Annotated in this window: 20 protein-coding genes, 2 tRNA genes and 1 riboswitch; all 22 genes read right to left on the reverse strand. The window is 69.1% G+C overall.

The genetic code is table 11. The annotated features are described in order from the left end of the window. Positions 1-40: 40 nt before the first annotated feature. Entirely contained in the window at positions 41-649 is a 609-nt protein-coding gene (locus tag HNR24_RS05145; RefSeq protein ID WP_058888889.1) for an ANTAR domain-containing response regulator, read from the reverse strand. 147 nt (positions 650-796) lie between these two features. Beyond that, positions 797-880: transfer RNA gene (locus HNR24_RS05150), tRNA-Leu, on the reverse strand. A 132-nt stretch (positions 881-1,012) separates the two neighbouring features. Further along, positions 1,013-2,527: a pyruvate kinase gene (gene pyk / locus HNR24_RS05155; RefSeq protein WP_058888754.1), complete on the reverse strand. Its 1,515-nt coding sequence runs from the start codon at positions 2,525-2,527 to the stop codon at positions 1,013-1,015. Positions 2,528-2,619: 92 nt separating this feature from the next. Further along, positions 2,620-4,086 (reverse strand): glutamate synthase subunit beta, encoded by a 1,467-nt coding sequence (locus HNR24_RS05160; RefSeq protein WP_182495203.1) that lies wholly within the window; start codon positions 4,084-4,086, stop codon positions 2,620-2,622. Next, entirely contained in the window at positions 4,079-8,722 is a 4,644-nt protein-coding gene (gene gltB, locus HNR24_RS05165) for a glutamate synthase large subunit (RefSeq protein WP_259392413.1), read from the reverse strand. Before gltB ends, HNR24_RS05160 begins: the two co-directional genes overlap by 8 nt. A gap of 320 nt (positions 8,723-9,042) precedes the next feature. Continuing rightward, positions 9,043-10,167: a prolipoprotein diacylglyceryl transferase gene (gene lgt / locus HNR24_RS05170; protein ID WP_310735391.1), complete on the reverse strand. Its 1,125-nt coding sequence runs from the start codon at positions 10,165-10,167 to the stop codon at positions 9,043-9,045. A 118-nt stretch (positions 10,168-10,285) separates the two neighbouring features. Continuing rightward, positions 10,286-10,390: a methionine/alanine import family NSS transporter small subunit gene (locus HNR24_RS05175; protein WP_083504843.1), complete on the reverse strand. Its 105-nt coding sequence runs from the start codon at positions 10,388-10,390 to the stop codon at positions 10,286-10,288. Then, entirely contained in the window at positions 10,390-11,976 is a 1,587-nt protein-coding gene (locus HNR24_RS05180) for a sodium-dependent transporter (RefSeq protein ID WP_182495204.1), read from the reverse strand. Before HNR24_RS05180 ends, HNR24_RS05175 begins: the two co-directional genes overlap by 1 nt. Next, complete coding sequence (gene trpA, locus HNR24_RS05185) at positions 11,973-12,827, reverse strand: tryptophan synthase subunit alpha (RefSeq protein ID WP_179442083.1); 855 nt, start codon at positions 12,825-12,827, stop codon at positions 11,973-11,975. Before trpA ends, HNR24_RS05180 begins: the two co-directional genes overlap by 4 nt. Next, the gene (gene trpB / locus HNR24_RS05190; protein WP_182495205.1) at positions 12,824-14,143 is read right to left on the reverse strand and encodes a tryptophan synthase subunit beta; all 1,320 of its coding nucleotides are present in this window, start codon (positions 14,141-14,143) and stop codon (positions 12,824-12,826) included. Before trpB ends, trpA begins: the two co-directional genes overlap by 4 nt. A gap of 89 nt (positions 14,144-14,232) precedes the next feature. Beyond that, positions 14,233-15,036 carry an indole-3-glycerol phosphate synthase TrpC gene (trpC, locus tag HNR24_RS05195; protein ID WP_182495206.1) on the reverse strand — a complete coding sequence of 268 codons (804 nt, stop codon included), beginning with the start codon at positions 15,034-15,036 and terminating at the stop codon, positions 14,233-14,235. Next, positions 15,037-15,417, reverse strand: coding sequence for an HGxxPAAW family protein (locus HNR24_RS05200; RefSeq protein WP_182495207.1), 381 nt, complete (start codon positions 15,415-15,417; stop codon positions 15,037-15,039). A 136-nt stretch (positions 15,418-15,553) separates the two neighbouring features. After that, positions 15,554-16,417 (reverse strand): Trp biosynthesis-associated membrane protein, encoded by an 864-nt coding sequence (locus HNR24_RS05205; RefSeq protein ID WP_182495208.1) that lies wholly within the window; start codon positions 16,415-16,417, stop codon positions 15,554-15,556. Continuing rightward, entirely contained in the window at positions 16,414-18,009 is a 1,596-nt protein-coding gene (locus HNR24_RS05210) for an anthranilate synthase component I (RefSeq protein ID WP_058888746.1), read from the reverse strand. Before HNR24_RS05210 ends, HNR24_RS05205 begins: the two co-directional genes overlap by 4 nt. Beyond that, a complete protein-coding gene (gene hisI, locus HNR24_RS05215) occupies positions 18,002-18,367 on the reverse strand; it encodes a phosphoribosyl-AMP cyclohydrolase (protein WP_182495209.1) in 366 nt (121 codons plus the stop codon). Before hisI ends, HNR24_RS05210 begins: the two co-directional genes overlap by 8 nt. Before the next feature lie 7 nt (positions 18,368-18,374). Further along, positions 18,375-19,139, reverse strand: coding sequence for an imidazole glycerol phosphate synthase subunit HisF (gene hisF / locus HNR24_RS05220; RefSeq protein ID WP_058888744.1), 765 nt, complete (start codon positions 19,137-19,139; stop codon positions 18,375-18,377). A 14-nt stretch (positions 19,140-19,153) separates the two neighbouring features. After that, entirely contained in the window at positions 19,154-20,005 is an 852-nt protein-coding gene (hisG, locus tag HNR24_RS05225; RefSeq protein ID WP_058888743.1) for an ATP phosphoribosyltransferase, read from the reverse strand. 60 nt (positions 20,006-20,065) lie between these two features. Further along, entirely contained in the window at positions 20,066-20,329 is a 264-nt protein-coding gene (locus tag HNR24_RS05230; protein ID WP_058888742.1) for a phosphoribosyl-ATP diphosphatase, read from the reverse strand. Positions 20,330-20,343: 14 nt separating this feature from the next. Then, on the reverse strand, positions 20,344-20,844 hold the full coding sequence (ribH, locus tag HNR24_RS05235; RefSeq protein ID WP_058888741.1) for a 6,7-dimethyl-8-ribityllumazine synthase: 501 nt from the start codon (positions 20,842-20,844) through the stop codon (positions 20,344-20,346). Between the two features lie 98 nt (positions 20,845-20,942). Further along, positions 20,943-22,973 carry a 3,4-dihydroxy-2-butanone-4-phosphate synthase gene (gene ribB / locus HNR24_RS14235; protein WP_182495210.1) on the reverse strand — a complete coding sequence of 677 codons (2,031 nt, stop codon included), beginning with the start codon at positions 22,971-22,973 and terminating at the stop codon, positions 20,943-20,945. Next, positions 22,955-24,130, reverse strand: coding sequence for a bifunctional diaminohydroxyphosphoribosylaminopyrimidine deaminase/5-amino-6-(5-phosphoribosylamino)uracil reductase RibD (ribD, locus tag HNR24_RS05245; RefSeq protein WP_232301761.1), 1,176 nt, complete (start codon positions 24,128-24,130; stop codon positions 22,955-22,957). Before ribD ends, ribB begins: the two co-directional genes overlap by 19 nt. A 12-nt stretch (positions 24,131-24,142) precedes the next feature. Continuing rightward, positions 24,143-24,284, reverse strand: a riboswitch (FMN riboswitch). Between the two features lie 164 nt (positions 24,285-24,448). Further along, a tRNA-Gly gene (locus HNR24_RS05250) sits at positions 24,449-24,522 on the reverse strand. Between the last annotated feature and the right edge of the window lie 5 nt (positions 24,523-24,527).

The raw sequence follows: 24,527 nt of genomic DNA on the forward strand, positions 1-24,527 counted from the left end.
GAAGAGGCGGGATCCGCCCCTCAACGATGGGGAGATGGGGCTACTTCAGGTAGGGCGGGGAGTCGGTCATCTGGTCGACGACGGTCTCGGCGACTTCGCGCATCGAGAGTCGGCGGTCCATGGAGGTCTTCTGGATCCAGCGGAAGGCCTCGGGCTCAGTGAGTCCCATCTTGGTGGTCAGCAGCGACTTCGCGCGCTCCACCAGCTTGCGGGTCTCGAACTTCTCCGCGAGCGTGGAGACCTCGTCCTCCAGGGCGCGGATCTCGTCGAAGCGCGCCATGGCCACCTCGATCGCCGGGATCAGGTCGTTCTCGGTGAAGGGCTTGACCACATAGGCCATCGCGCCGGCCTCCCGCGCGGATTCCACCAGGTCGCGCTGGGAGAAGGCGGTGAGCATCACCACCGGGGCGATCCGCTCCTCGGCGACCAGCTTCGCGGCGGTGATGCCGTCCATGATCGGCATCTTCACGTCCATCACCACCAGATCCGGCTCGGTCTCCCGGGCCAGCTCCACGGCGCGCTCTCCGTTGTCCGCCTCGCCGACCACGTCGTAACCGGCACCGGTGAGGATCTCGACGATGTCCAGTCGGATCAGCGTCTCATCTTCGGCAACCAGCACCCGGCGCGGCGTGCTCCCGCGCTCGGACAACGCCTCGGGTCCACCTGCTGTGGATCCGGTCTCATGGGCGCCGTGGCCCGGAGTCTGTTCGCTCACCGTTCTCCTTCTGGTCCCTGACCACCGTGCCGGGAGGAGCTCCCGGCGGGGCGGTCCCCCACGCTGGCCTGGTCATCGTCTTGGTGCCCGAAGTGGGACTCGAACCCACACACCAGTGGTACCGCATTTTGAGTGCGGCGCGTCTACCGATTCCGCCATTCGGGCTGAACCGAGGAGGTCAGGGCCTCCCCGGCGGTCATGCCGCCCCCGGCCGGAATCTCTGCAGACTCCGCGACGGGGACGGCACCAGCTTACCCGGACCTGGGCCCGGGGTTGCATCTGCTCGAGGCCCGGTGACTATGCCGGGGTCGAGGCGCTGGCCGCAGGCCAGGGGCCCACCGGCTCCTTGTTCGCCGGGGCGGTGTCGCCGCGGCGCAGGGTCTCGATGTCGCCGGCGTCGTGCAGGTCACCGATCCGGTGGACCTTGACCATGTTGGTGGTTCCGGCCTGCCCGGGAGGGGACCCGGCGGCGATCACGACGAGCTCTCCGAGTTCGGCGGTGCTCTCCTCGAGCAGCAGCTTGTCCACCTGAGCGGTCATGGTGTCGGTGTGGGTGGCGAACTCCACCCAGCGCGGCTGCACGCCCCAGGACAGGGTGAGGATGTTGTGCGTGTGCTCGACATGGGTGAACGCGAAGATGTTCTGCTTCGGGCGCAGCCGGGAGAGCCGGCGCGCGGAGTCACCGGACCGGGTGAACGTGGTCAGATGCGCGATGTCGAGCTGATCCGCGATCTCCTTGGCGGCGCGGGTGATCGCACCGCCGCGGGTCTTCGGCTTGGTGCCCAGCTCCGGGATCCGGCTCAGGCCCTTGTTCTCGGTGGTCTCGATGATCCGGGACATGGTCTCCACGGTCTCCACCGGGAACTGGCCCACCGAGGTCTCGCCGGAGAGCATGACCGCGTCCGCGCCGTCGAGCACCGCGTTGGCGCAGTCGGAGGCCTCCGCGCGGGTGGGGCGGGGGCTCTCGATCATGGATTCCAGCACCTGGGTGGCGACGATGACCGGCTTGGCCCAGCGGCGGGCGAGCTCCACGGCGCGCTTCTGCACCAGCGGGACCTCTTCCAGGGGCAGCTCCACGCCCAGGTCGCCGCGGGCGACCATGATCGCGTCGAAGGCGTCGACGATGTCCTGCAGCGCCTCCACCGCCTGGGGCTTCTCGACCTTGGCGATCACCGGGACCCGGCGACCTTCCTCGTCCATGATCCGGTGCACGGCTTCGATGTCCGCGGCGTCCCGGACGAAGGAGAGCGCGACCATGTCGAACCCGGTGCGCAGCGCCCAGCGCAGATCTTCCTCGTCCTTCTCGGAGAGGGCCGGCACGGAGACCGCGACGCCGGGCAGGTTGATGCCCTTGTTGTTCGAGACCTTGCCGGGCACGGTGACCTCGGTGACGACGTCGGTCTCGGTGACCTCCACGGCGCGCAGCGAGACCTTGCCGTCGTCGATGAGCAGCGTGTCTCCGACCGCGACGTCGCCGGGGAGCCCCTTGAACGTGGTCGAGCAGCGGTCCTTGGTGCCCTGGATGTCCTCGATGGTGATCGTGAAGCGGTCCCCCACGGCCAGGGCATGCTCGCCCTCGATGAACCGGCCCAGCCGGATCTTCGGGCCCTGGAGATCGGCGAAGACGCCGACGGCGCGGCGCAGGTCTTTGGAGACCTCCCGGACCGTGTTGTAGGTCTCCTCGTGGACGCTGTAGTCGCCGTGGCTCATGTTGACCCGGGCGACGTCGACGCCGGCCTCCACGAGCTTGCGGGTCATCTCATAGCCTGCGGTGGCGGGGCCGAACGTGGCGACGATCTTGGCGTGTCTCATGTCTCACCTTGTCCTATCTATAGTGCTGATAAGCGAGTGGCTGGACTGGCACGACACTGGACCAGGATTGAACGGGTTCGAGCCTATAACAGTCAGCCTGTGAGCGAAATCGCACGATCCGAGGGCTTGACCGGGGCCGGAAGCCGGGTCGCGCCTTCGAGGTATTCGTCGACCTTCGCCGCGGCGGCCCGGCCCTCCGCGATGGCCCAGACCACCAGGGAGGCTCCGCGTCCGGCGTCGCCGACGGCGAAGACGCCCTCCACCGAGGTCTGGTAGTCCTCGGCGCGGGTGATGTTGCCCCGACGGTCAAAGTCCATGGCCAGCTGCTCGGTGAGCGTGTCCGACTCCGCCCCGGTGAAGCCCAGCGCGAGCAGCACCAGGTCCGCCGGGATCTCGCGCTCGGTCCCCGGCTTGGGGGAACGCGAGCCGTCCGGGTTGTACTGGGTCTCGGCGACCTTCAGGGCGCGCACATTGCCGTGGCCGTCGCTGAGGAACTCCACGGTGGAGGCCAGGTAGCTGCGCTCCCCGCCCTCCTCATCGGCGCTGGTCAGCTCGAAGACCCGGGGGTCCATCGGCCAGGGCTCGTGATCGGAGCGTTCCGAGGGCAGCTCCTTGCCGATCGCCAGGGTGGTCACCGAGGCGGCGCCGTGGCGGTGGGCGGTGCCGATGCAGTCAGCACCGGTGTCTCCCCCGCCCAGGACGATCACGTGCTTGCCGTCGGCGCGGATCTGATCCGCCATCTCGTCCCCGGAGGTGACCTTGTTGGACTGCACCAGGTATTCCATGGCGAAGTGCACTCCGCCCAGCTCGCGCCCGGTGATGCCCAGGTCGCGCGGGACCATGGCGCCGGTCGCCAGGACGACGGCGTCGTAGCTGGCCTCCAGGGCATCCCAGGTGATGTCGGCGCCGATCTCGGTGGAGGTGTAGAAGCGGGTGCCCTCGGCGCGCATCTGGTCGATGCGGAACTCCACGTGGTGCTTCTCCATCTTGAAGTCCGGGATCCCGTAGCGCAGCAGTCCGCCGAGCCGGTCGTCACGCTCGTAGACGGCCACGGTGTGCCCGGCCCGGGTGAGCTGCTGGGCGGCGGCCAGGCCTGCCGGGCCGGAGCCCACCACGGCCACGGTCTTGCCGGTGAGCCGCTGCGGCAGCACCGGTTCCACGTACCCGCGGGCGATGGCCTCATCGGCGATGGAGACCTCGGACTGCTTGATCGTCACGGCGGGCTGGTTGATCCCCAGCACGCAGGAGGTCTCACACGGGGCCGGGCAGATCCGGCCGGTGAACTCTGGGAAGTTGTTCGTCATGTGCAGCCGGGAGGAGGCCTCCTCCCACTGGTCGCGCCAGATCAGGTCGTTCCACTCCGGGATCAGGTTCCCCAGCGGGCAGCCGGTGTGACAGAACGCGATGCCGCAGTCCATGCAGCGGCTGGCCTGGGTCTGCACCATGCCGCGCTCATTGCGTTCATAGACCTCGTTGAAGTCCATGATGCGCACGGGGACCGGACGCGAGGGCCGGTCCTGGCGCTCTCGATGCTTCATGAATCCACGCGGATCAGCCACGGGTCGCCTCCAGAATCTTCTGCCAGGCTGCGTCGCCGTCGGGATCCAGGCCCTCGTCGAGGGCGCTGGAGCGGGCGCGCAGCACAGCGTCGTAGTCGCGCGGGAGCACCTTGGTGATCCGCGAATAGGTCTTCTCGGGGTCCTGCAGCAGGGCCTCGGCCACGGCGCTGCCGGTCTCCTCGTGATGCCGCTGGAGCAGGTCTGCGATGATCGCGCGGTCCTCCTCGTCGGGCTCGAGCAGCAGCAGGTCCCCGTTGCGCTGGGCCTGGGAGTTCATCCGCCGCTCGTCGAAGTCCAGCAGGAACGCGGTGCCCCCGGACATCCCGGCGCCGAAGTTGCGCCCGGTGGGTCCCAGGATGAGCGCCTGACCGCCGGTCATGTACTCACATCCGTGGTCGCCGATGCCTTCGACCACTGCGGTGGCCCCGGAGTTCCGCACCAGGAAGCGTTCCCCGACCTGGCCGCGCAGGAACATCTCGCCGGCGGTGGCGCCGTAGCCGATCACGTTGCCGGCGATCACGTTCTTCTCCGCCACCAGCGGGGCTGCGACGTCCGGGTGGACGATGATCCGCCCACCGGAGAGCCCCTTGCCGACGTAGTCGTTGGCGTCCCCGGCCAGGTGCAGGGTGATCCCGTGCGGCAGGAACGCCCCGAGGGACTGTCCTGCCTCGCCGGTGAGCTCGACGACGATGGTGTTGTTCTCCAGGGTCTTCAGGCCCTGCGCCTTGGTCACCTCGTGGCCGAGCATGGTGCCCACCGAGCGGTCGGTGTTGATGACCTTCTTCTCGATCGTCACCTTCTCGCCCTGGTCGATGGCGGAGCCGGCGAGCTGGATCAGACCCATGTCGAAGTGCTTCTCCAGCTCGTGGTCCTGCCCGCGGGTGCGGCGCAGCATCGCGGCGGTGACCGGATCGTTGGGGTCGTAGCTGTCCAGCACGGCGCCCAGGTCCAGTCCTGCGGACTTCCAGTGCCGCTTGGCGTCGTCCATGTCGATGGCGTCGACATGTCCGATCGCCTCGTCCAGGCTGCGGAAGCCCAGCTCGGCCAGGTACTCGCGCACCTCCTGGGCGACGAACTCGAAGAAGTTCACCACGTGGTCGGCCTTGCCGGTGTAGCGCTCGCGCAGCACCGGGTTCTGAGTGGCCACGCCCACCGGGCAGGTGTCCAGGTGGCAGACCCGCATCATGATGCAGCCCGAGACCACCAGCGGGGCGGTGGCGAAGCCATACTCCTCCGCGCCGAGCAGCGCGGCGATGACCACATCACGCCCGGTCTTGAGCTGACCGTCCACCTGCACGGTGACGCGTTCGCGCAGCCCGTTGAGCATCAGCGTCTGCTGCGCCTCCGCCAGGCCGAGCTCCCAGGGGGTGCCGGCGTGCTTGAGCGAGTTCAGCGGGGAGGCGCCGGTGCCGCCGTCGTGTCCGGAGATCAGCACGACGTCGGCCTTGGCCTTGGTCACACCGGCGGCCACGGTGCCCACCCCGTGCAGAGAGACCAGCTTCACGTGGACCCGGGCACCGGTGTTCGCGCGCTTGAGGTCGAAGATCAGCTGGGCCAGGTCCTCGATGGAGTAGATGTCGTGGTGCGGCGGGGGCGAGACCAGTGAGACCCCGGGTGTGGCGTGCCGGGTCTCGGCCACCCAGGGGTAGACCTTCTTGCCCATGAGCTGCCCGCCCTCGCCGGGCTTGGCGCCCTGGGCCATCTTGATCTGCAGGTCATCGGCGTGGGTCAGGTACTGGCTGGTGACCCCGAAGCGTCCCGAGGCGATCTGCTTGACCGCCGAGCGGCGCTCCGGGTCTTCCAGCCGAGCCGGGTGCTCCCCGCCCTCACCGGTGTTCGAGCGTCCTCCGAGCCGGTTCATCGCGATCGCGAGGGTCTCATGGGCCTCCTGGGAGATCGAGCCGTAGCTCATCGCCCCGGTGTTGAACCGCTTGACGATCTCAGCCACGGATTCGACCTCTTCGATGGGCACCGGCTGACGCTCGGAGCTCAGCTTGAAGAGCCCGCGCAGGGTCAGCAGCGCCTCGGACTGCTCGTCCACCGCCTGCGAGTACTGCTTGAAGATGTCGTAGCGGCGGGTCTTGGTGGAGTGCTGGAGCTTGAAGACTGTCTGCGGGTTGAACAGGTGCGGCGGGCCTTCCCGGCGCCACTGGTACTCCCCGCCGATCTCGAGCTCGTTGCCGCGCCCGAGGTCGTTGCCGTCGGCCGGGTAGGCGCGGGAGTGCCGCTCCAGGGTCTCGGAGGAGAGCACGTCGAGCCCGACCCCGCCCATGGGTGAGTGGGTGCCGGAGAAGTACTGGTCCACCACGTTCTGCGCCAGGCCCACGGCCTCGAAGGTCTGCGCCCCGCAGTAGGAGGCGACGGTGGAGATGCCCATCTTGGACATGATCTTCAGCACGCCCTTGCCCAGGGCGGTGAGCAGGTTGTGCACCGCCTGCTCCTCGTCCACCGCGGTCAGCTCACCGCGCCGGACCATGTCCTCGGCGGTCTCCATGGCCAGGTAGGGGTTCACCGCGGCGGCGCCGTAGCCGATCAGGCAGGCCACATGGTGGACCTCTCGCACGTCCCCGGCCTCCACGACCAGCGAGACCTTGGTCCGGTTGGCTGACTTCAGCAGGTGGTGGTGGATCGCGGAGAGCATCAGCAGCGACGGGATCGGCGCCCACTGGGCGTTGGAGTCCCGGTCGGAGATCACGATGTAGCTGACCCCGCGGTTCACCGCGGCGGAGACCTTCTCGCAGATCTCGCGGATCCGCTGGCGCAGCTCCTCCTCGCGGGATCCGGCGCGGTAGAGCGCGCGGACCTTCAGGGTGATCTTGGCGCCGTCGTCGTTGCGGATGTTCGCGATCTTGGCGAGCTCGTCGTTGTTGATCACCGGGAAGTCCAGCGCGACCTGCCGGGAGCGGACCTGGGTGTTGCTGAGCAGGTTGCCGTTGGGGCCGATGTGCAGCCCCAGCGAGGTGACCAGCTCCTCACGGATCGCGTCCAGCGGCGGGTTGGTCACCTGGGCGAAGGTCTGCACGAAGTAGTCGAAGAGCAGCCGGGGCCGGTCGGCGAGCACCGCGATGGGGGTGTCGGTGCCCATGGCGCCCAGCGGCTCGGCGCCGGCGGTGGCCATCGGGCCGATGAGCACCCGGAGCTCCTCGTGGGTGTAGCCGAAGGTCTGCTGGCGCAGCCGCACCGACTCCGAGGGGTGGCGCACGTGCAGGCGCTCCGGGAGGTCTGCCAGCTGCACCAGGTTCTCCCGGACCCAGTCCGCCCAGGGCGCGGAGGAGGCCAGATCAGCCTTGATCTCCTCATCCTCGATGATGCGGCCTTCCACGGTGTCCAGCAGCAGCATCATGCCCGGGGCGACGCGGCCCTTGCGCACGATTGAGGAGGGCTCCAGGTCCAGGACGCCGACCTCGGAGGACATCACGACCAGACCGTCGTCGGTGACCCAGTAGCGGGCCGGGCGCAGGCCGTTGCGGTCCAGCATCGCCCCGACCTGCTGGCCATCGGTGAACGCGATCGCTGCCGGGCCGTCCCAGGCCTCCATGAGCTGGGCGTGGTACTGGTAGAACGCCCGCAGATCGGGGTCCATGGTCTCGTGGTTCTCCCAGGCCTCCGGGATCATCATCCGCATCGCCTGGGCGAGCGGGCGCCCGGAGAGCATCAGCAGCTCGGCGGCCTCGTCGAAGCTGGTCGAGTCCGAGGCGCCGGGGGTGCAGATCGGGAACAGCGACTCCGGGTCCTCCCCGAGCAGCTCCGACGCCATCACGGACTGCCGGGCGCGCATCCAGTTCCGGTTGCCCTTGACCGTGTTGATCTCGCCGTTGTGCGCGATGTTGCGCAGCGGCTGGGCCAGCGGCCAGGACGGGAAGGTGTTGGTGGAGAAGCGTGAATGCACGATCCCCAGGGTGGTCTTGTAGCGCTCGTCGGAGAGGTCCGGGAAGAACGGCTCCAGCTGCGCGGTGGTGAGCATGCCCTTATAGGTGATGGTCTTCGAGGACAGCGAGGGAAAGTAGACCCCGAGCCGGTTCTGCCCGCGCTTGCGCAGGCGCCAGCCGCGCTGGTCCAGGGAACCCGAGGCGGATTCCCGGTAGGCCTCCGAGTCCTCCGGGGCGAAGCCGAGGAAGACCTGCCGGAAGTAGGGCATGGACTCCTTGGCCAGGGTGCCGATCATCGAGGCGTCCACCGGCACGTCGCGCCAGCCCAGGACGCTCAGGCCCTGCTCCTCGGCGAGCTCGCCGAAGCTGGCGCACATCGACTCGCGCTCCGCCGGAGACTGCGGGAGGAACGCGGTGCCGGCCAGGTACTCCCCCTGGGCGGGCAGCTCGAAGTCGGTGACGGCGCGGAAGAACTCGTCCGGGATCTGGGTGAGCAGCCCGGCGCCGTCGCCGGTGCCCACATCGCTGCCCACGGCGCCGCGGTGCTCGAGGTTGCGCAGCGCGACCAGCGCGTGGTCCACGATGTCGTGGCCCGGCGTGCCGCGCAGGGTCGCGACCGCCGCCATCCCGCAGTTCTCGTGCTCATTGGCGGGATCGTAGAGTCCCGCCTTGTCAGGGAAGGCGGCAAAGCGCTGATAGGGACTCATGATCTGGGACGCGGCTGCCGTGGCAGCTGCCTCGAACCCTGGGGATCCGGGAGTAGACATGAAGGTCTTCCTTCCTCCGCATGCGGACGTTTCATGGGGAGGGGACATCATCGGCCCCTACTGTGGTGCACGGAGTCTGAACTCATTCTGCCAGGTCTGCGGGATAGTGCGTCCCGGTCTGCGAACAAGTCGTCAGTGTTCCGTCGGTTCTCAGTCCTGCATGACGCGGCCACGCTGTGACCTGCGCGCTCTACGGGGGTGGCCCGGCGCTTGACTGCGACGACGCGGACTTCTCGGCGCGCCGCCGTCGTGGTCCTGGCGCTGACACCAGGGGATGAATTCAATCTTCCAACCCCGACCTGCAGGTTGCAAGTCTGATCTCAAGATCTGGGACTCTCCGGCTCCGTGGCCTCTGGGGTCTCCTCGCCCGGGTCCTGGACCTTGGTCTGCGCCTGGACCGAGTCCGCGTCCTGGTCCTCGGTGGCGTCCAGAGCGACGTCGCCGGTGGTGGCAGCGGCCAGCGCCGCGTGATCCTCGGCGCCGCGCGGACCCTGTCCGGGGCGGTAGATCTCCATCTCCTCGGCCAGGGCGGCCTCAGTGCGCGGGCGGCGGGTCCAGAGGAAGATCATCATGCCCAGGGCGAGCAGGAAGAGGAACACCGACATCCACATGTTCAGCCGCCACTCCAGGCCGAAGAGGTTGATCCACTGGGTGGACTTGTTGATCTCGTCGATGCGCAGCGACTCGATCCAGAACCGGCCCAGCGAGTAGTAGGCCACGTAGGTCCACAGCAGCAGTCCCTGCTTCACGGCGAAGCGGCGGTAGAGCGCGATCAGCAAAAAGAAGCCGATCAGGTTCCAGATGCTCTCGTAGAGGAAGGTCGGGTGGTAGAGGGTGTCCGCACCGGCGCCCAGCGGCGGGGCCTGGTGCCGCTGGGTGGTGTCGATCGCCAGGCCCCAGGGCAGGTTGGTGGGCGCGCCGTAGAGCTCCTGGTTGAAGTAGTTGCCCCAGCGTCCGATGGCCTGGGCCAGGATCACACCGGGCACCAGGGCGTCGGCGAAGGCGTTGAACTTCATCCCATAGCGTCGGCAGGCGAACCAGACGCCGACGGCGCCCAGCGCCACAGCCCCCACGATGCCCAGTCCGCCGAGCCAGACCTGCGGGATCAGCGAGAGGTCACCGTCGGGTCCGAAGTAGGCATCCGGTGAGGTGATCACGTGGTAGAGCCGGCCGCCCACGATGCCCAGCAGCACGGCCCAGATCAGCGCGTCGAAGACGTTCTCCGGGCTGCCGCCGCGGGACTTCCAGAGCCGGCTGGCCACCAGGTACGCCACCAGGATTCCCAGACCGATCGCCAGGCCGTAGAACCCGATCCGCAGCGGTCCGACGATGTCGATTCCGTCGGTGGGCGGGGCGGGAAAGGCTGCGCTGATCTGGGCCGTCGCCGAGGCGGTGGCCTCAGCGGCGGTCTGCAGGACGCTGACCGGACTGGAGGTGTAAGACACGTGGTCCTCTCGCGGTGGTGAGTCGCCCTGACCCGGCTGAGCTGGGGACGGGCTGAATTCGTGATCCGATGCAGTCTATGGCCTGAGCCTGGTCAGTGCGACCGGGACCGCGCCTCGGCTAGGAGCCGTCGGGGTTGCGCCTGAGATGGACGATGGCGGCGGCGAGTCCGCCCCAGACCGTGGTCAGGGCCACGATCATCATGATCAGCGCGTCGGTCTCCATCAGTCTCGGGCTCCCGTCCGGTCGGCGGACTTCTCAGCCTCAGGCGCGTCCTGAAGCGCCTCGGCGTGCAGCGCGGAATTGCTGCGCCAGGGCAGCGCGGTCATCACGACGGCGGCCACCGCCACCAGGGCCAGAGCTCCCCAGCCGAAGGTCAGCACCACCCAGGTGTCGAATCCGCCGTAGCCCTCGGTGGCCTTGGCACGGACGTCCATGACCAGCAGCACACCCAGGACCACCGGAAGGGCCACGCCGATCAGAGACTTCCAGATGACGCCCAGCTTGATCGAGCCGTAGGCGTTCATCCCCTCGGCCAGCACGTCGAGGCGCCGGAAGCCCCAGGTGACTGCTACCACGGCGATGAACGCCGCCGCGACGATCCCGATGTTGTTGGAGAACGCGTCGAGCACGTCGAGCACCGTGAGACCGGAGACCCCGCCGAGCAGCACCACCGAGATCAACGCACTGGAGCCGCCGACCAGCCCGACCGTGACCGGCCTGGACCACCCGGTCTTGTCCTTGACCGAGGAGATCGCCACCTCCAGCACCGAGATCTGCGAGGTGATCCCGGCCAGGGTCAGTGAGCCGAAGAAGAGCACGCCGAGCAGGGCCGAGGCCGGAGCCTCGCTGATGATGGTGGGAAAGGCCACGAAGGCCAGTCCGAGACCCGAGGAGGCGACCTCGTCCACCGCGGTGTTCGCGGCACCGGCGATGAAGCCCAGCGCGGAGAACACTCCGATGGCGGCGAGCAGCTCGAAGGAGGAGTTCGCGAACCCGACCACGAGACCGGATCCGGTGGCGTTGGACTTTCGCTTCAGGTAGGAGGCGTAGGTGACCATGATCCCGAAGCCCACCGAGAGGCTGAAGAAGATCTGGCCGTAGGCCTGGATCCAGACGCTTCCGCTGGTCAGCGCACTCCAGTCCGGGGTGAACAGCGCGTTGAGACCGGTCAGCGCCCCGTGGAGGGTGAGCGAGTAGCCCACCAGGAGCAGGAACATCACGAAGAGCACCGGTATGGCGTAGATCGACACCCGGGCGATCCCGCGCCTCACGCCCAGCGCCAGGGCGATCAGCAGCACCACCCAGACGACGATCAGCGGCCATCCGACCTGGGCGACGAAGTCCACCGAGAATCCAGACCCGGCGGTGCCCGCCTCGTCGTACTGCAGGTACTCGGTGAAGAAGAAGCTCTCTGCGTCATCGCCCCAGGCCTGCGTGAAGGAGTACCAGGTGTACATCGCGGCCCAGGCGATGATCGCCGCATAGTAGATGGAGATCAGGAAGCAGATCCCGACCTGCAGCCAGCCGATCGGCTCGGCGTGCCGGTGCAGCCGCTTGAAGGCCAGCGGCGGGGACCCGCGGAACCGGTGCCCCAGGGCGTAGTCGAAGAGCAGGATCGGCAGCCCGGCGGTGAGCAGCGCGATCAGGTACGGGATCAGGAACGCCCCGCCGCCGTTCTCATAGGTCACATACGGGAACCGCCAGATGTTGCCCAGACCGACGGCGGAGCCGACGGCCGCCAGGATGAAGACGGTCCGGGAGTTGAAGCTCTCCCGGATGCGCGTCCGTGCCGGCGTCCGCTGCGTCATCGAGCGGTCTCGGCCGCTCCGGTGAGCTCCGCGGTCAGTGCGCCCACGGCGGCGGGGCCGCCGTCGCGCAGCGCCGCGACCAGTGCGGTGCCCACGATGACGCCGTCGGCGTAGCGTCCGATCTCCTCGACATGGGCTCGGGTGGAGACGCCCAGTCCCACGCAGACCCGCTCGGCGCCGGCGCTGCGCGCCGCGGTGACGACTCGCTCCGCGGCGTCGGAGACCTGGTCACGGGCCCCGGTCACGCCCATCACGGAGACCCCGTAGACGAAGCCGCGTGAGGCCGTGACGATCTGCGCCACCCGTTCCGGTGAGGAGGTGGGGGCGGTGAGGAACACCCGGTCCAGGCCGTGCCTCTGCGTCGCCTGGATCCATTCTGAGCCCTCGTCCGGGATCAGGTCCGGGGTGATCGCCCCGGCGCCCCCGGCCTCGGCCAGGCGGCGGGCGAACTCGTCGGCGCCCATCCGGTCGATCAGGTTGTAATAGGTCATCACCAGGACCGCGGCGTCGGTGGCCTGAACGACGGCCGCCACGATCTCGAAGACCTCAGGCAGCCGGAACCCACGGGCGAGCACCTCGGTGGTGGCCTGCTGGATCACGGGGCCGTCCATGACCGGATCGGAGTAGGGCACGCCGATCTCGATCACATCCGCCCCGTTGCGGGCCAGTTCGATCGCGGCCGCGATGGAGCTCTCCTTGTCCGGGTACCCGGCGGGCAGGTAGCCGATGAAGGCGGCGCGGCCCTGGGCGCGGGCCGCCTCGATGGCGTCGGCGGTCTTGGACCGCGTGTCCGGGGCCTGGGTCGGCGTCGGCGGTGTGCTCGGTTCTGCCGGTGTGGCTTCGGTGCTCATGACTGGACTCCCGTCTCGGGTGCTGGGGACGGGCTCGCGTCCCCGGTCTTCTCCGCGGTCTCGGTCTCGGCCACCGGGTCGTTGACCTGGCCGGGAAGCATCCGGAACCATTCGGCGGCGGTCTCCACGTCCTTGTCCCCGCGCCCAGAGAGGTTGATGATGATGATCTTGCCCTCGCCCTCGGCGCCCCACTTGCGGGAGAGCCGGGCGGCGCCGGCCAGCGCATGGGCGGATTCGATGGCGGGGATGATGCCCTCGGTGCGGCACAGCGACTCGAAGGAGGCCATGCATTCAGCATCGGTGACCGGTTCGTAGCTGGCACGCCCGATCTCGGCCAGGTAGGCGTGCTCCGGGCCCACCGAGGGGTAGTCCAGGCCGGCGGAGATCGAGTGCGAGTCCACGGTCTGGCCGTCCTCGTCCTGCATCAGGTAGGACCGTGCCCCGTGCAGCACACCGGAGCGGCCCAGGGTGATCGCCGAGGCGTGCCGGCCGGTCTCGACCCCGTCGCCTCCGGCCTCGAAGCCGTAGAGCGCGACCTCCGGGTCATCCAGGAAGCCGTGGAAGAGGCCCATCGCGTTGGAGCCCCCGCCCACGCACGCTGCGACGGCGTCGGGCAGTCGGCCCTCCATGCTGAGGATCTGCTTGCGGGCCTCATCACCGATGACCTGGTGGAACCAGCGGACCATCTCCGGGAACGGGTGCGGTCCGGCGACGGTGCCCAGAAGGTAGTGGGTGTGCTCCACCGAGGCCACCCAGTCCCGCAGCGCCTCGTTGATCGCGTCCTTCAGGGTCTTCGCTCCGTGGTCCACCGGGACCACCTCGGCGCCGAGCAGCCGCATCCGGGCGACGTTGAGCGCCTGCCGGCGGGTGTCCTCGGAGCCCATGTAGACCACGCAGTCCATGCCCATCAGGGCCGCGGCGGTGGCGGTGGCCACACCGTGCTGACCGGCGCCGGTCTCAGCGATCAGCCGGGTCTTGCCCATCCGCTTGGCGATCAGCGCCTGCCCCAGCACATTGTTGATCTTGTGCGAGCCGGTGTGGTTGAGATCCTCGCGCTTGAGGAAGATCCTGGCCCGGCCCGCCTCGGCGGCGAAGCGGGAGACCTCGGTCAGCAGCGAGGGCCGACCGGTGTAGTCCCGCCCGAGCCGGTGGAACTCGGCGAGGAACTCCGGATCCTGCTTGGCCTCGCGGAAGGTCTTCTCCACCTCATCCAGGGCCGCGACGAGCGATTCCGGCATCCAGCGTCCGCCGAAGTTCCCGAAGTAGGGCCCTTCGTGGTCGCGGTACTTCTGTGTCTCGTCAACTGGAGCGCTCATGGTCTCTCCTGAAATGGTCTCCGCCGGTCAGCCTCGGCTGCTCGGCTCAGTGTATGAAGCTCAGATGGTGGGTGCCCAGGGGCGCAGGCTCAGCGCAGGCTCGAGGCGCGGAAGCGGCGCAGCGCGGTCTCCGGCTCGCCGTCCTTGACCAGGGCCTCACCGACCAGGACCGCGTCGGCGCCCTGTGCGGCGTAGTCCGCGACCTCCTTCGCGGAGGTGACCCCGGACTCGGCGATCCGCACCACGTCGGCGGGAAGGTGCGCGGCCATGGTGGCGTAGTGCGCGACATCGACCTCAAGGGTCTTCAGGTTGCGCACGTTGACCCCGACGATCCTCGCGCCGAGTGCGACGGCGCGCGCGATCTCCTCCTCGGTGTGCGCCTCGACCAGGGCCTCCATGCCCAGTTCGTGGGTCAGCGCCAGGAACTCGCGCAGCCTCTGGTCATCCAGGGCCGCGACGATCAGCAGCACCAGGTCCGCCCCGTGGGCGCGGGCCTCGTAGAACTGGTACTCATCGACCATGAAGTCTTTGCGCAGCACCGGGATCTCGACGGCGGCGCGCACCGCGTCCAGGTCCGCCAGGCTCCCGTTGAAGCGCCGGCCTTCGGTGAGCACGCTGATCACGGCGGCTCCGCCGTCCTGATAGGACTCAGCGAGCTTGGCCGGGTCCGCGATCTCGGCCAGCGCACCCTTCGAGGGTGAGGATCGTTTGACCTCGGAGATGATCCGCACACCCTGCGGGTCGTCGCGGCCTGCCAGCAGGGCGGCATGGGCGTCCAGCGCAGGCGGCGCGGCGGCCGCCTGGACCACGATCTGCTCATGCGGGACCGCTGCCCGGCGCTCCTGGAGGTCTTCGCGGACTCCGAGAATGATCGAGTCGAGGACGCTCACCATTCAGTGTGCGGCGGTTTCCGGCCGCCGCTTGTCCTTGCCGCCGCGGGTGTGGTCCGGGCTGGCCGGGCCCTGGTGGGCGCGGGCGCTCTCATGCTTCTTGAGCACTGCAGCGGAGTCCATCTCCACGCCGTAGCCCTTGGCCTTGAGCACCAGGCCCAGGGTGATGGCCAGCGGCAGGAAGAGGATCGAGATCCAGACCAGGATCCAGACCTCGAGCACCATGCCAAGGCCCGCGATGATCGAGCCGACGATGATGGTCAGGCTGAGCGCCCAGGCTGCCGGAGTGGAGCCGTGGCCGATGTGATCGTGATGGATGTACTCATCATCGATCTTCTCGCCGGGGGCCGGCTCGGTGTCGCGCAGAGCAGTGGTGTTGGCCATTCTGGTCCTCTCTAGAACGTGCGGCAGTGCTCGTGGATCTCTGGGGTCCATTCTGCCACGTATGGTCTGAGCCCGTGGTCGGTGACGCCGCAAGGCGGCCCCGGTGCAGACCAGCGCCCTCGCGGCTCGAGCCCGCTCAGCGGCGGGGGTCTGTGGGGTCCTCACCCTCGGAGAGGCCGTCCCAGAGGTCGAACTCGTCCACGGCTCCCCCGTCGCTGGATCCGCCGCGGCCGCCCCGCCCGGTGCCGGGAGCCTCTGCCGAGCCGCGCACGGCTTCGCCAGATGATCCGGCAGTGCCTGCTGATCCGGCAGTGCCTGCTGATCCGGCAGTGCCTGCTGATCCTGCAGTGCCTGCTGATCCGGCAGTACCAGCTGTGCCGGCGGCGTCGGCTGTTCCCGTGCTGTCCTGGGACGGGGCGTCCTGAGACGGGTTGACCTGGTACTTGCGGGAGCGGCGATCCGGCCAGCGATGGGAGACCACCAGCAGCGCCAGCGCGGCCACCAGCAGCAGCAGCGCCCCGGCGAACCCGATCCAGACCGCCATGCTCAGCTCATAGCGCTGGGCCTGCGCGGTGGTGCCGGTGACCTCGCCCAGGGCCGTGGTAGCGAGGTTGGCCGGATCCACCAGCACGGAGCGGATGGCCAGCAGCGCGATCACCGCAGCTCCGAAGAGCACCGCGCCGATGACGACTCGGCCCAGTCGCCGCGCGATCGTCACAGCGACGCCGGCCGCGAGACCCACCAGGCCCATCGCGGTGACGGTCTCGACGAGCTCGGCGCCGGTCAGCGCGACTTCCTGGACGGAGGAGGTGGAGCCCAACCCATAGGCGCGCACCCAGGTCATGGTCGAGGAGATCAGCAGCATCGCCCCGCCCAGCAGCGAGAGCAGCACGACCCCGCGACGGGTCATCATCGCTCGCAGCCGCCGGGTGAGCATGGCCCCTCCCGAGGCAGGCTTCTCTGGCTGCCGGTTCTCAGGCGCCGGGGTGGTCTCGCTCATGTGTGCTCCAGACGATCGGCGGCGAGCACGGCGCGCAGCGGCGCCGCGGCCTTGTTCACGGTCTCCATGCGTTCTGCGTCGTCGTCGGAGTCGGCGACGATCCCGCCGCCGGCCTGGACGTAGGCGCGCCCGTTCTTGAGCAGGGCCGAGCGGATCGCGATGGCCGCGTCCATCCGCCCGGAGAGGTCGAAGTAGCCGACCACTCCCCCGTAGATCCCGCGCCGGGTCGGCTCCCATGCGTCGAGCAGCTGCAGCGCGCGCGGCTTGGGCGCCCCGGAGAGCGTGCCGGCCGGGAAGGTCGCCGAGAGCACGTCGTAGGCGCTGTGCTCCGGGGCGAGTTCCCCTTGGACGTGGCTGGTCAGGTGCATCACGTGGCTGAAGCGCTCCACCGCCATGAACCGGGTGACCTGGACCGAGCCGGGGACGCAGACCTTGGCCAGGTCGTTGCGCGCCAGGTCCACCAGCATGATGTGCTCGGCGCGCTCCTTCTGATCTGCCAGCAGGTCCTCGGCCAGCTCGTCATCCTGCTTCGGGGTGTCCCCGCGGGGGCGGGTGCCGGCGATCGGGTGCGTGATCACGGTGGTGTCCTCCACGGTGACCAGCGCCTCCGGGGAGGCGCCGACCAGCTGGTAGGGCTCACCGTCCGGGGTCTCGAAGTGCATCAGATACATGTAGGGGCTGGGATTCAGCAGCCGCAGCATCCGGTAGACCGCGAGGGCGTCGACCTCGGTCTCCACCTCGAACCTGCGGGAGACCACGATCTGGAAGACCTCGCCGTCGATGATGGCCTGCTTGGCCTTGCCCAGGGTGGCCAGGTACTCGTTCTGGTCCCAGGCGTGGACCACCCGGTCGGTGAGGTCCTGCTGCACCGCGGCGCCCCATTCCGGCTGGGCGGTGGAGACCACCGGGGCGACCGGCTCGGCGAGCTGGGCGCTCATCTGGTGCAGCCGGGCGACGGCGTCGGTGTAGGCGCGCTCGGCGCCGGTGTCCTGGCCGTCGAAGTTGATCGCGTTGGCCACCAGGGTGACGGTGCCGTCGCGGTTGTCGTGCACCGCGAGGTCTGAGACCAGGTTCATCGCCATCTCCGGGACCTGGAGATCATCCACCGGAGGGTGCGGCAGCTTCTCCCAGTGGCGGATGACGTCCCAGCCGGCGTAGCCGACCAGTCCGGAGGTCAGGTGCGGCAGCTCCTCGATGAAGGGGCGCCCGGCTGTGCGCCGGGCCGCCCCTGTGGCGGTGCTGGAGAGGAACTCCAGGGTGTCTCGCAGCACCGCGGCGGTGCTTCCCTGGCGCGGCGTGCCGACCGGGGGCTCACCGATCCAGTGGGCGGCGCCGTCCTTCTCGCTCAGCGTCGCGGAGGTGCGCACCCCGATGAAGGAGTGTCGGGACCAGGCGGCCCCGGGGGCGGCGGATTCCATCAGGAAGGTGCCCGGGCGCGCGGCCCCGGACTCATCGGTGGCCAGCGCGCGGTAGATGCTCAGCGGGGTGTGGGAGTCGGCCAGCAGCGTCATGGTCACCGGGATGACCCGGTGGTCCTGGGCCAGCTGGAGGAACTCCTCACCTCCGGGGACCACAGTGCCGAGGTCATGCATGGGTGATCTCCCGTCCGGTGAAGCAGGTGGTGGTGCCGGTGTGGCAGGCGGGCCCGGACTGCTCGACCCGCATCAGCACCGTGTCGCCGTCGCAGTCCAGCGCCAGCGAGACCACCCGCTGGACGTTGCCCGAGGTGGCCCCCTTGCGCCAGAGCTCCTGGCGGGACCGGGAGTAGTACACCCCGTCGCCGGTGGCCAGGGTGATGCTCAGCGCCTCCGCGTTCATCCAGGCCAGCATGAGCACCTCGGAGGTCGCTGCGTCCTGGGTGATCACCGGGATCAGACCCTCGGCGTTGAAGCGCACGGCGTCTCGGACCGGCTGCGGGAGCTCCGGCGTGGGGGTTTCTGCGCTGCTCATGCGGACCTCATCTCACCGGGTGTCCGGCGGATCGAATGGCGTCTTTGACCTGGGCGATCATGTCATCGGGGCCGAAGTGGAACATCGAGGCGGCGAGGACCGCGTCGGCACCGGCGGCGATCGCGGGCGGGAAGTGGGCCGGGATCCCGGCGCCGCCGGAGGCGATCAGCGGGACCCGGGTCACTGCACGCACCGCGGAGATCATCTCGGTGTCGAAGCCGTCGCGGGTGCCGTCGGCATCGATGGAGTTCAGCAGGATCTCCCCGACCCCGCGCTGGGCGGCTTCACGGCACCAGGTGAGCGCGTCGATCCCGGTTCCGGTGCGGCCGCCGTGGGTGGTGACCTCGAAGCCGGACTCCGTGGCGTCGCTGCGCCGGGCGTCCAGGGAGAGCACCAGGACCTGGTTGCCGAAGCGTCCGACGATCTCGTCGATCACCTCGGGGCGGGAGACCGCCGCGGTGTTGATCGAGACCTTGTCCGCCCCGGTGCGCAGCAGCCGGTCCACATCCTTCGGCGAGCGGACTCCCCCGCCCACGGTCAGCGGGATGAAGACCTCCTCGGCCGTGCGGGTGACCACGTCATAGGTGGTCTCCCGGTCCGCCGAGGAGGCGGTGACGTCGAGGAAGGTCAGCTCATCGGCGCCGGCCCGGTTGTAGCGGTGCGCCAGCTCCACCGGGTCTCCGGCGTCGCGGAGGTTCTCGAAGTTGACCCCCTTGACCACCCGACCGGCGTCGACGTCGAGACAGGGGATGACTCGGACTGCAAGTGTCATCGGCTGCCTCGCGCTCAGATCCGGCAGGCGTGGATGGATGAGACCAGGATCGCTCGGGCGCCCAGGTCGTAGAGCTGATCCATCAGCTGGTTGGTCTTCTTTGCCGGCACCATGGAGCGCACCGCGACCCAGTTCTCATCCGCCAGCGGGGAGATGGTCGGGGACTCCAGCCCGGGGGTGATCGCGGCGGCCTGGGTGAGCAGATCCCGGTGCACGTCGTAGTCCATCATCACGTACTGCGCGGCCACCAGCACGCCCTGCAGGCGGCGGATCAGCCGGTCCAGGCCCTCGGGGTGCTGTCCGCGGCCGGAGATCAGGATCGCCTCGGAGGTCATGATCGGCTCGCCGAAGGTCTCCATCCCGGCGGCCTTGAGCGTGTTGCCGGTCTCCACGACGTCGGCGATGGCGTCGGCCACGCCCAGCCGGACGGCGGTCTCCACGGCACCGTCGAGATGGACCACCTCGACGTCGGGGACGCCCTGGTCCTCGAACCACTGCGCCAGCAGCCCGTCGTAGCTGGTGGCCACCCGGGTGCCGGCGAGGTCGGCGGCGCTGGTGAAGCGCCCGGCGGGTCCTGCGAGGCGGAAGGTGGACTTGCCGAAGCCCAGCCCCAGGACCTCTTCTGCCCCGTGGTCCACCCTGGCGTCCTGGAAGAGGTCGCGGCCGGTGAGGCCGACGTCGAGGGTGCCGGCGCCGACGTAGACGGCGATGTCGCGGGGACGCAGGTAGAAGAACTCCACCCCGTTCTCCTCATCGAGCATGACCAGTTCGCGGCGGTCGCGGCGCTGGACGTAGCCAGCCTCGGAGAGCATCTCCATGGCGGCCTCGGAGAGGGCGCCCTTGTTCGGAACAGCAATGCGCAGCATAGGGATCTCGTCTTTTCGTGTGCAGGTGGGTGCGGTGTCGGTGAACTCGCCCGGGAGGTTCTACAGGTACTTGTAGACGTCCTCGGGGGCGATGCCCTTGGCGATCATCATGACCTGCAGATGGTAAAGCAGCTGGGAGATCTCCTCAGCGGCCTCTTCATCGCTCTGATACTCGGCCGCCATCCAGACCTCGGCGGCCTCCTCGACGATCTTCTTCCCGATCTGATGCACCCCGGCATCCAGGGCGGCGACGGTGCCCGAACCCTCCGGACGGGTCTCGGCCTTCCGGGCAAGTTCGGCGTAGAGCTGGTCGAAGGTTTTCACCGCTTCAGGGTATCTCACCGGTTCAGCGCGGCGATCTCCACGGCGGCGGAGACGGCGGCATGTGCCGCTTCGAAGCCCTTGTCCTCCTTGGATCCCTGCAGGCCGGCCCGATCCAGCGCCTGCGCCTCGTCGTCGCAGGTGAGCAGTCCGAAGCCGACCGGGGTTCCGGTGCTCAGCGCCACCTGTCCCAGTCCGTCGGTGGCTGCGGAGCAGACGTAGTCGAAATGCGGGGTCCCGCCGCGGATCACGACTCCCAGGGCGACCACGACGTCGAAGCTCTTCGCCGCGTGCGAGGCGATCACCGGAAGCTCGAAGGATCCCGGGGCGCGGATCACGGTGACCTCCTGCAGACCGATCTCGGCGCAGAACCGGTGGGCACCGGCGATCAGCCCGTCCATCACCACCTGGTGCCAGCGGGAGGCGACGACGGCGACGCGCAGGTTCTGCTCGGCGGCTGCGGCGCGCAGCGCCTCCAGCTCGGCGGTCTCGATCTGGGGTGTTCCGGTGCCGCTCATGCGGTCTCCTCTGCTGTGCTCATCGGTGTCGTCAGGGTTCTCGGTGTGATCAGTGTCATCATGCGGCCGGTGTCTTCATCCGGCCGGTGTCTTCAGGCTCACTGCTCGTGGAGCTGCAGGTGATCCAGAGTGTGGTTCATCCGGTCCCGCTTGGTCTGCAGGTATCGGCGGTTGGTCTCGTGCACCACTCCGGTGGAGGGGGCGAGCTCGACGTCGAGACCGGCGGCGCGAAGGGTCTGGACCTTCAGCGGGTTGTTGGTCATCAGCCGCAGCCGGCGGATGCCTGCGGCGTAGAGGATGGCGGCGGCGCCGGAGAAGTCGCGCAGCTCCGCGGCCAGGCCGAGCATCTCGTTGGCCTCCACGGTGTCAGCGCCCTGCTCCTGGAGCTTATAGGCGCGCATCTTGTTCGCCAGGCCGATGCCGCGGCCCTCGTGGCCGCGCAGGTAGAGCAGGTGCCCGCCGTCGCGCTGGATGGACTCCAGCGCGGAGGCGAGCTGGGTGCCGCAGTCGCAGCGCCGGGAGCCCAGCACGTCCCCGGTGACGCACTCGGAGTGCATCCGGATCAGCGGGCGCTCGGTGGACTCGTTGCCCTCACCGGGGGCCTGGGCGAGCGCGGAGATGAGCATGTGCTCATGCCCGGTGGCGTGCTCGGTCCAGACCTGGGCGGCAAAGACCCCGTGATCGGTGGGCAGGGTGACCACCGGTCCGGGGGTCACCAGCTTGGAGATCTCATCCCCGGGAGCCTCCCAGCTGGCGGCCACCGCATCCATCGCGGTGCACGGCTTCGGGGTGCCGCCGCGGTAGGTGATGAGGTCGGCGATCGAGATCAGCGCGTACTGGTGGGCGTCGGCGAACTTGCGCAGCGCGGGCAGGCGCATCATCCGTCCGTCGTCGTGGGTGAGCTCGGCGATCACTCCGACTTCGGGAAGCCCGGCCAGCCGGCACAGGTCCACGGCGGCCTCGGTGTGACCGTCGCGTCCGAGCACTCCCCGCGGATCAGCGATCAGCGGGAAGATGTGGCCCGGGCGGCTCAGATCCGCCGCGGTGCTGGCAGAGTCCGCGAGCACCCGCACGGTCAGTGCCCGGTCTGCGGCGCTGATCCCGGTGCTCACACCGGTGGCCGCGTCGCAGCTGATCGTGTACGCGGTGCCCTTGGGGTCCTCGTTGTCGATCACCATCGGGGGCAGCCCCAGGTGCTCAGCTCGCTCGGGGGTCATCGGCGTGCAGATCACCCCGGAGGTGTGGCGCACCGTCAGCGCCATCAGCTCCTGCGTGGCCAGCGCCGCGGGGAAGATGATGTCACCTTCGTTCTCCCGGTCGGCGTCGTCGACGACGATCACCGGTCGGCCTGCCGCCAGCTCGTTGAGCGCGACGTCGATCCGGTCCAGCATCGGGGCCGGCGTGTCCGGCTGCGGCACCGCCGGCACGGACTCGGGCTGCGGGGCCGCCGCGAGCTCCTGGGTCACCGATGGCGCCACATTCGCCGGGGCCGCCACATCTGCTGCCTGGTCAGCGCGCGAGTGCTCCTGGAACTGCAGCATCCGGCGGGCGTACTTCGCGAGCACGTCCACCTCGATGTTGACCTTCGCCCCGACCTCGGTGCTGCCCAGCGTGGTCTCTGCCAGGGTGGTCGGGATCAGACCGACCTCGAACCAGGCCTCGCTGGAGCCGGGCGCGGAGACCGCGCTGATGGTCAGCGAGACCCCGTTGATGGCGATGGAGCCTTTCTCCGCGATATAGGGCGCCAGTTCCGGACTCACCGCGAAACGGTGGCGGCCGTCCCGGAGATCCGCCTCGGTCAGCTGTGCGAGCCCATCCACATGGCCCTGGACCACATGCCCGTCCAACCGGGCACCGGAGGGCAGGCATCGTTCGAGGTTCAGCGGGTCCCCCACCTTCAGCTCCCCCAGTGCCGTGCGTGAGAGGGTCTCCTGGATCAGCTCCACGCTGATCCGTTCTTCCTCGATGGCGACCGCAGAGACACAGACACCGTTGATCGCGATCGAGCCGCCGAGCCCAAGGCCTTCGGTGTGCCCGGGTGCCTGGAAGCTCAGCCGCTCCACACCTTTCGCGGGATCGGGCCGACGCTCGAGGACCTCTCCCAATCCAGTCACGATTCCGGTGAACATGTATCTCCTTTCGGCTGCAGGTGCACACAGACATCGGAGTCCATGATCTGCACCGGCCCGCCCTCAGCGGGGTCAAGGGCGAAGCGGGGCGCCTCGCTCAGGGTTCTCACACCGATGTCACCGACGCTGCCGCGACCCGTGCCGAGCAGCAGCGGCGCCTGGTAGGCGAAGACCTCGTCGACGAGATCGGCGGCGAAGAAGGCCGAGAGCACGCTCTGCCCGCCTTCGACCAGGACGTGTTTGACCGGGTAGCCGCCGTGGGTGGTCTGCGCCAGCTCCTGCAGCGCGGTCAGCGGGTCCCGGGTGCGCAGCTGCACCCAGCCGTCTCCCTCGGGCAGGCCCTGGGTGAGCTGCAGCCCGGGGCGCGCCGGGGTCATCCCCATGACCACGCGCAGCGGCTGGCGGAGACTGAGCTCCCCGGAGGGGGTGCGTGCGGTGAGCCGCGGGTCGTCCACCGCGACCGTGTTGGTGCCGACCAGGATCGCGTCGGCCCGGCTGCGCACCTGGTGGGTATGATCACGCGCCGCCTTGGAGGTGATCCATTGGCTCGTGCCGTCCTCTGCCGCGATCCTCCCATCCATGGTCTGTGCCAGGTGGGCAGTGACGAAGGGGCGGGACTGGCGCGCGGCGGTGACCCAGCGGTGGTTCAGCGCCTGGCACTGCTGGGCCAGCACTCCGGAGACGACGTCGATCCCGGCGCGCCGCAGCACCTCGGCTCCCCCGCCGTTGCTGGAGGGGTCAGAGGCGCCGTGGACCACCCGGCCCACGCCGGCGTCGATGATCAGCTCGGTGCAGGCGGGCTGCCGGCCCTGGTGACGGCACGGCTCCAGCGTGGAGTACAGCGTGGCGGTGCTCAGGTCGGATCCGCCGGGATGGTCACGGCGGAAACGTTCCAGCGCGTCGCGCTCGGCGTGGTGGGTGCCGGCCCCGCGGTGGTGCCCGATGCTGAGCACGTCCCCTGCTTCAGAGACCAGCATCGCCCCGACGAGCGGGTTCGCGCCGCGGACGCCGAGAATCGCGGCGTCCAGCGCCTGCTGCATCAAGGCTTCGTCCTGCACCGCGTCATCCTTCCCCAGCGTGTCGGCGCACTCCGGGGAGGCCGACGCCGTCGTGGCGTCGGTCGAGGCCGCAGGGCCGCCTGAGCGATTCTCAGACACTTTCCCGCGGACTCTCGTGCTTCTCCCATCCAGACTGTGACTGTCGGTACCGGAATTCCACCGGTTCAACCAGTTCCCGCGCAGCGTGCTGGCGTGACCTGGGTCGCGGACTATGACCGCCGGTTCGGACTTTCGCCGATCCCGGAGCACGAAATGTGTAACTACAAGTGTGCCACATGCACGCCGCGGGGCGGGCCGATCCCGCTGTGGGTGAAATCTGAGGACGCACGACCAGGGGCCCGGGCGCAGATAAGCGAAGGGCCCGAGACCTGGTGGTCTCGGGCCCTTCGCTGCGCCGCCTGCCGGGCGGCCCTTCTGAGCGGATGACGAGATTCGAACTCGCGACCCTCACCATGGCAAGGTGATGCTCTAGCCAGCTGAGCTACATCCGCATGAG

The organism is Nesterenkonia sandarakina (assembly GCF_014138825.1).
Classification (GTDB): domain Bacteria; phylum Actinomycetota; class Actinomycetes; order Actinomycetales; family Micrococcaceae; genus Nesterenkonia; species Nesterenkonia sandarakina.

Excerpts from the sequence above, each read along its gene's own strand:
- pyk (WP_058888754.1), bottom strand. The coding sequence starts at position 2,527 with ATGAGACACGCCAAGATCGTCGCCACGTTCGGCCCCGCCACCGCAGGC.
- gltB (WP_259392413.1), bottom strand. The coding sequence starts at position 8,722 with ATGTCTACTCCCGGATCCCCAGGGTTCGAGGCAGCTGCCACGGCAGCC.
- HNR24_RS05175 (WP_083504843.1), bottom strand. The coding sequence starts at position 10,390 with ATGGAGACCGACGCGCTGATCATGATGATCGTGGCCCTGACCACGGTC.
- HNR24_RS05180 (WP_182495204.1), bottom strand. The coding sequence starts at position 11,976 with ATGACGCAGCGGACGCCGGCACGGACGCGCATCCGGGAGAGCTTCAAC.
- trpA (WP_179442083.1), bottom strand. The coding sequence starts at position 12,827 with ATGAGCACCGAAGCCACACCGGCAGAACCGAGCACACCGCCGACGCCG.
- trpB (WP_182495205.1), bottom strand. The coding sequence starts at position 14,143 with ATGAGCGCTCCAGTTGACGAGACACAGAAGTACCGCGACCACGAAGGG.
- trpC (WP_182495206.1), bottom strand. The coding sequence starts at position 15,036 with ATGGTGAGCGTCCTCGACTCGATCATTCTCGGAGTCCGCGAAGACCTC.
- HNR24_RS05200 (WP_182495207.1), bottom strand. The coding sequence starts at position 15,417 with ATGGCCAACACCACTGCTCTGCGCGACACCGAGCCGGCCCCCGGCGAG.
- HNR24_RS05205 (WP_182495208.1), bottom strand. The coding sequence starts at position 16,417 with ATGAGCGAGACCACCCCGGCGCCTGAGAACCGGCAGCCAGAGAAGCCT.
- HNR24_RS05210 (WP_058888746.1), bottom strand. The coding sequence starts at position 18,009 with ATGCATGACCTCGGCACTGTGGTCCCCGGAGGTGAGGAGTTCCTCCAG.
- hisI (WP_182495209.1), bottom strand. The coding sequence starts at position 18,367 with ATGAGCAGCGCAGAAACCCCCACGCCGGAGCTCCCGCAGCCGGTCCGA.
- hisF (WP_058888744.1), bottom strand. The coding sequence starts at position 19,139 with ATGACACTTGCAGTCCGAGTCATCCCCTGTCTCGACGTCGACGCCGGT.
- hisG (WP_058888743.1), bottom strand. The coding sequence starts at position 20,005 with ATGCTGCGCATTGCTGTTCCGAACAAGGGCGCCCTCTCCGAGGCCGCC.
- ribH (WP_058888741.1), bottom strand. The coding sequence starts at position 20,844 with ATGAGCGGCACCGGAACACCCCAGATCGAGACCGCCGAGCTGGAGGCG.
- ribB (WP_182495210.1), bottom strand. The coding sequence starts at position 22,973 with ATGTTCACCGGAATCGTGACTGGATTGGGAGAGGTCCTCGAGCGTCGG.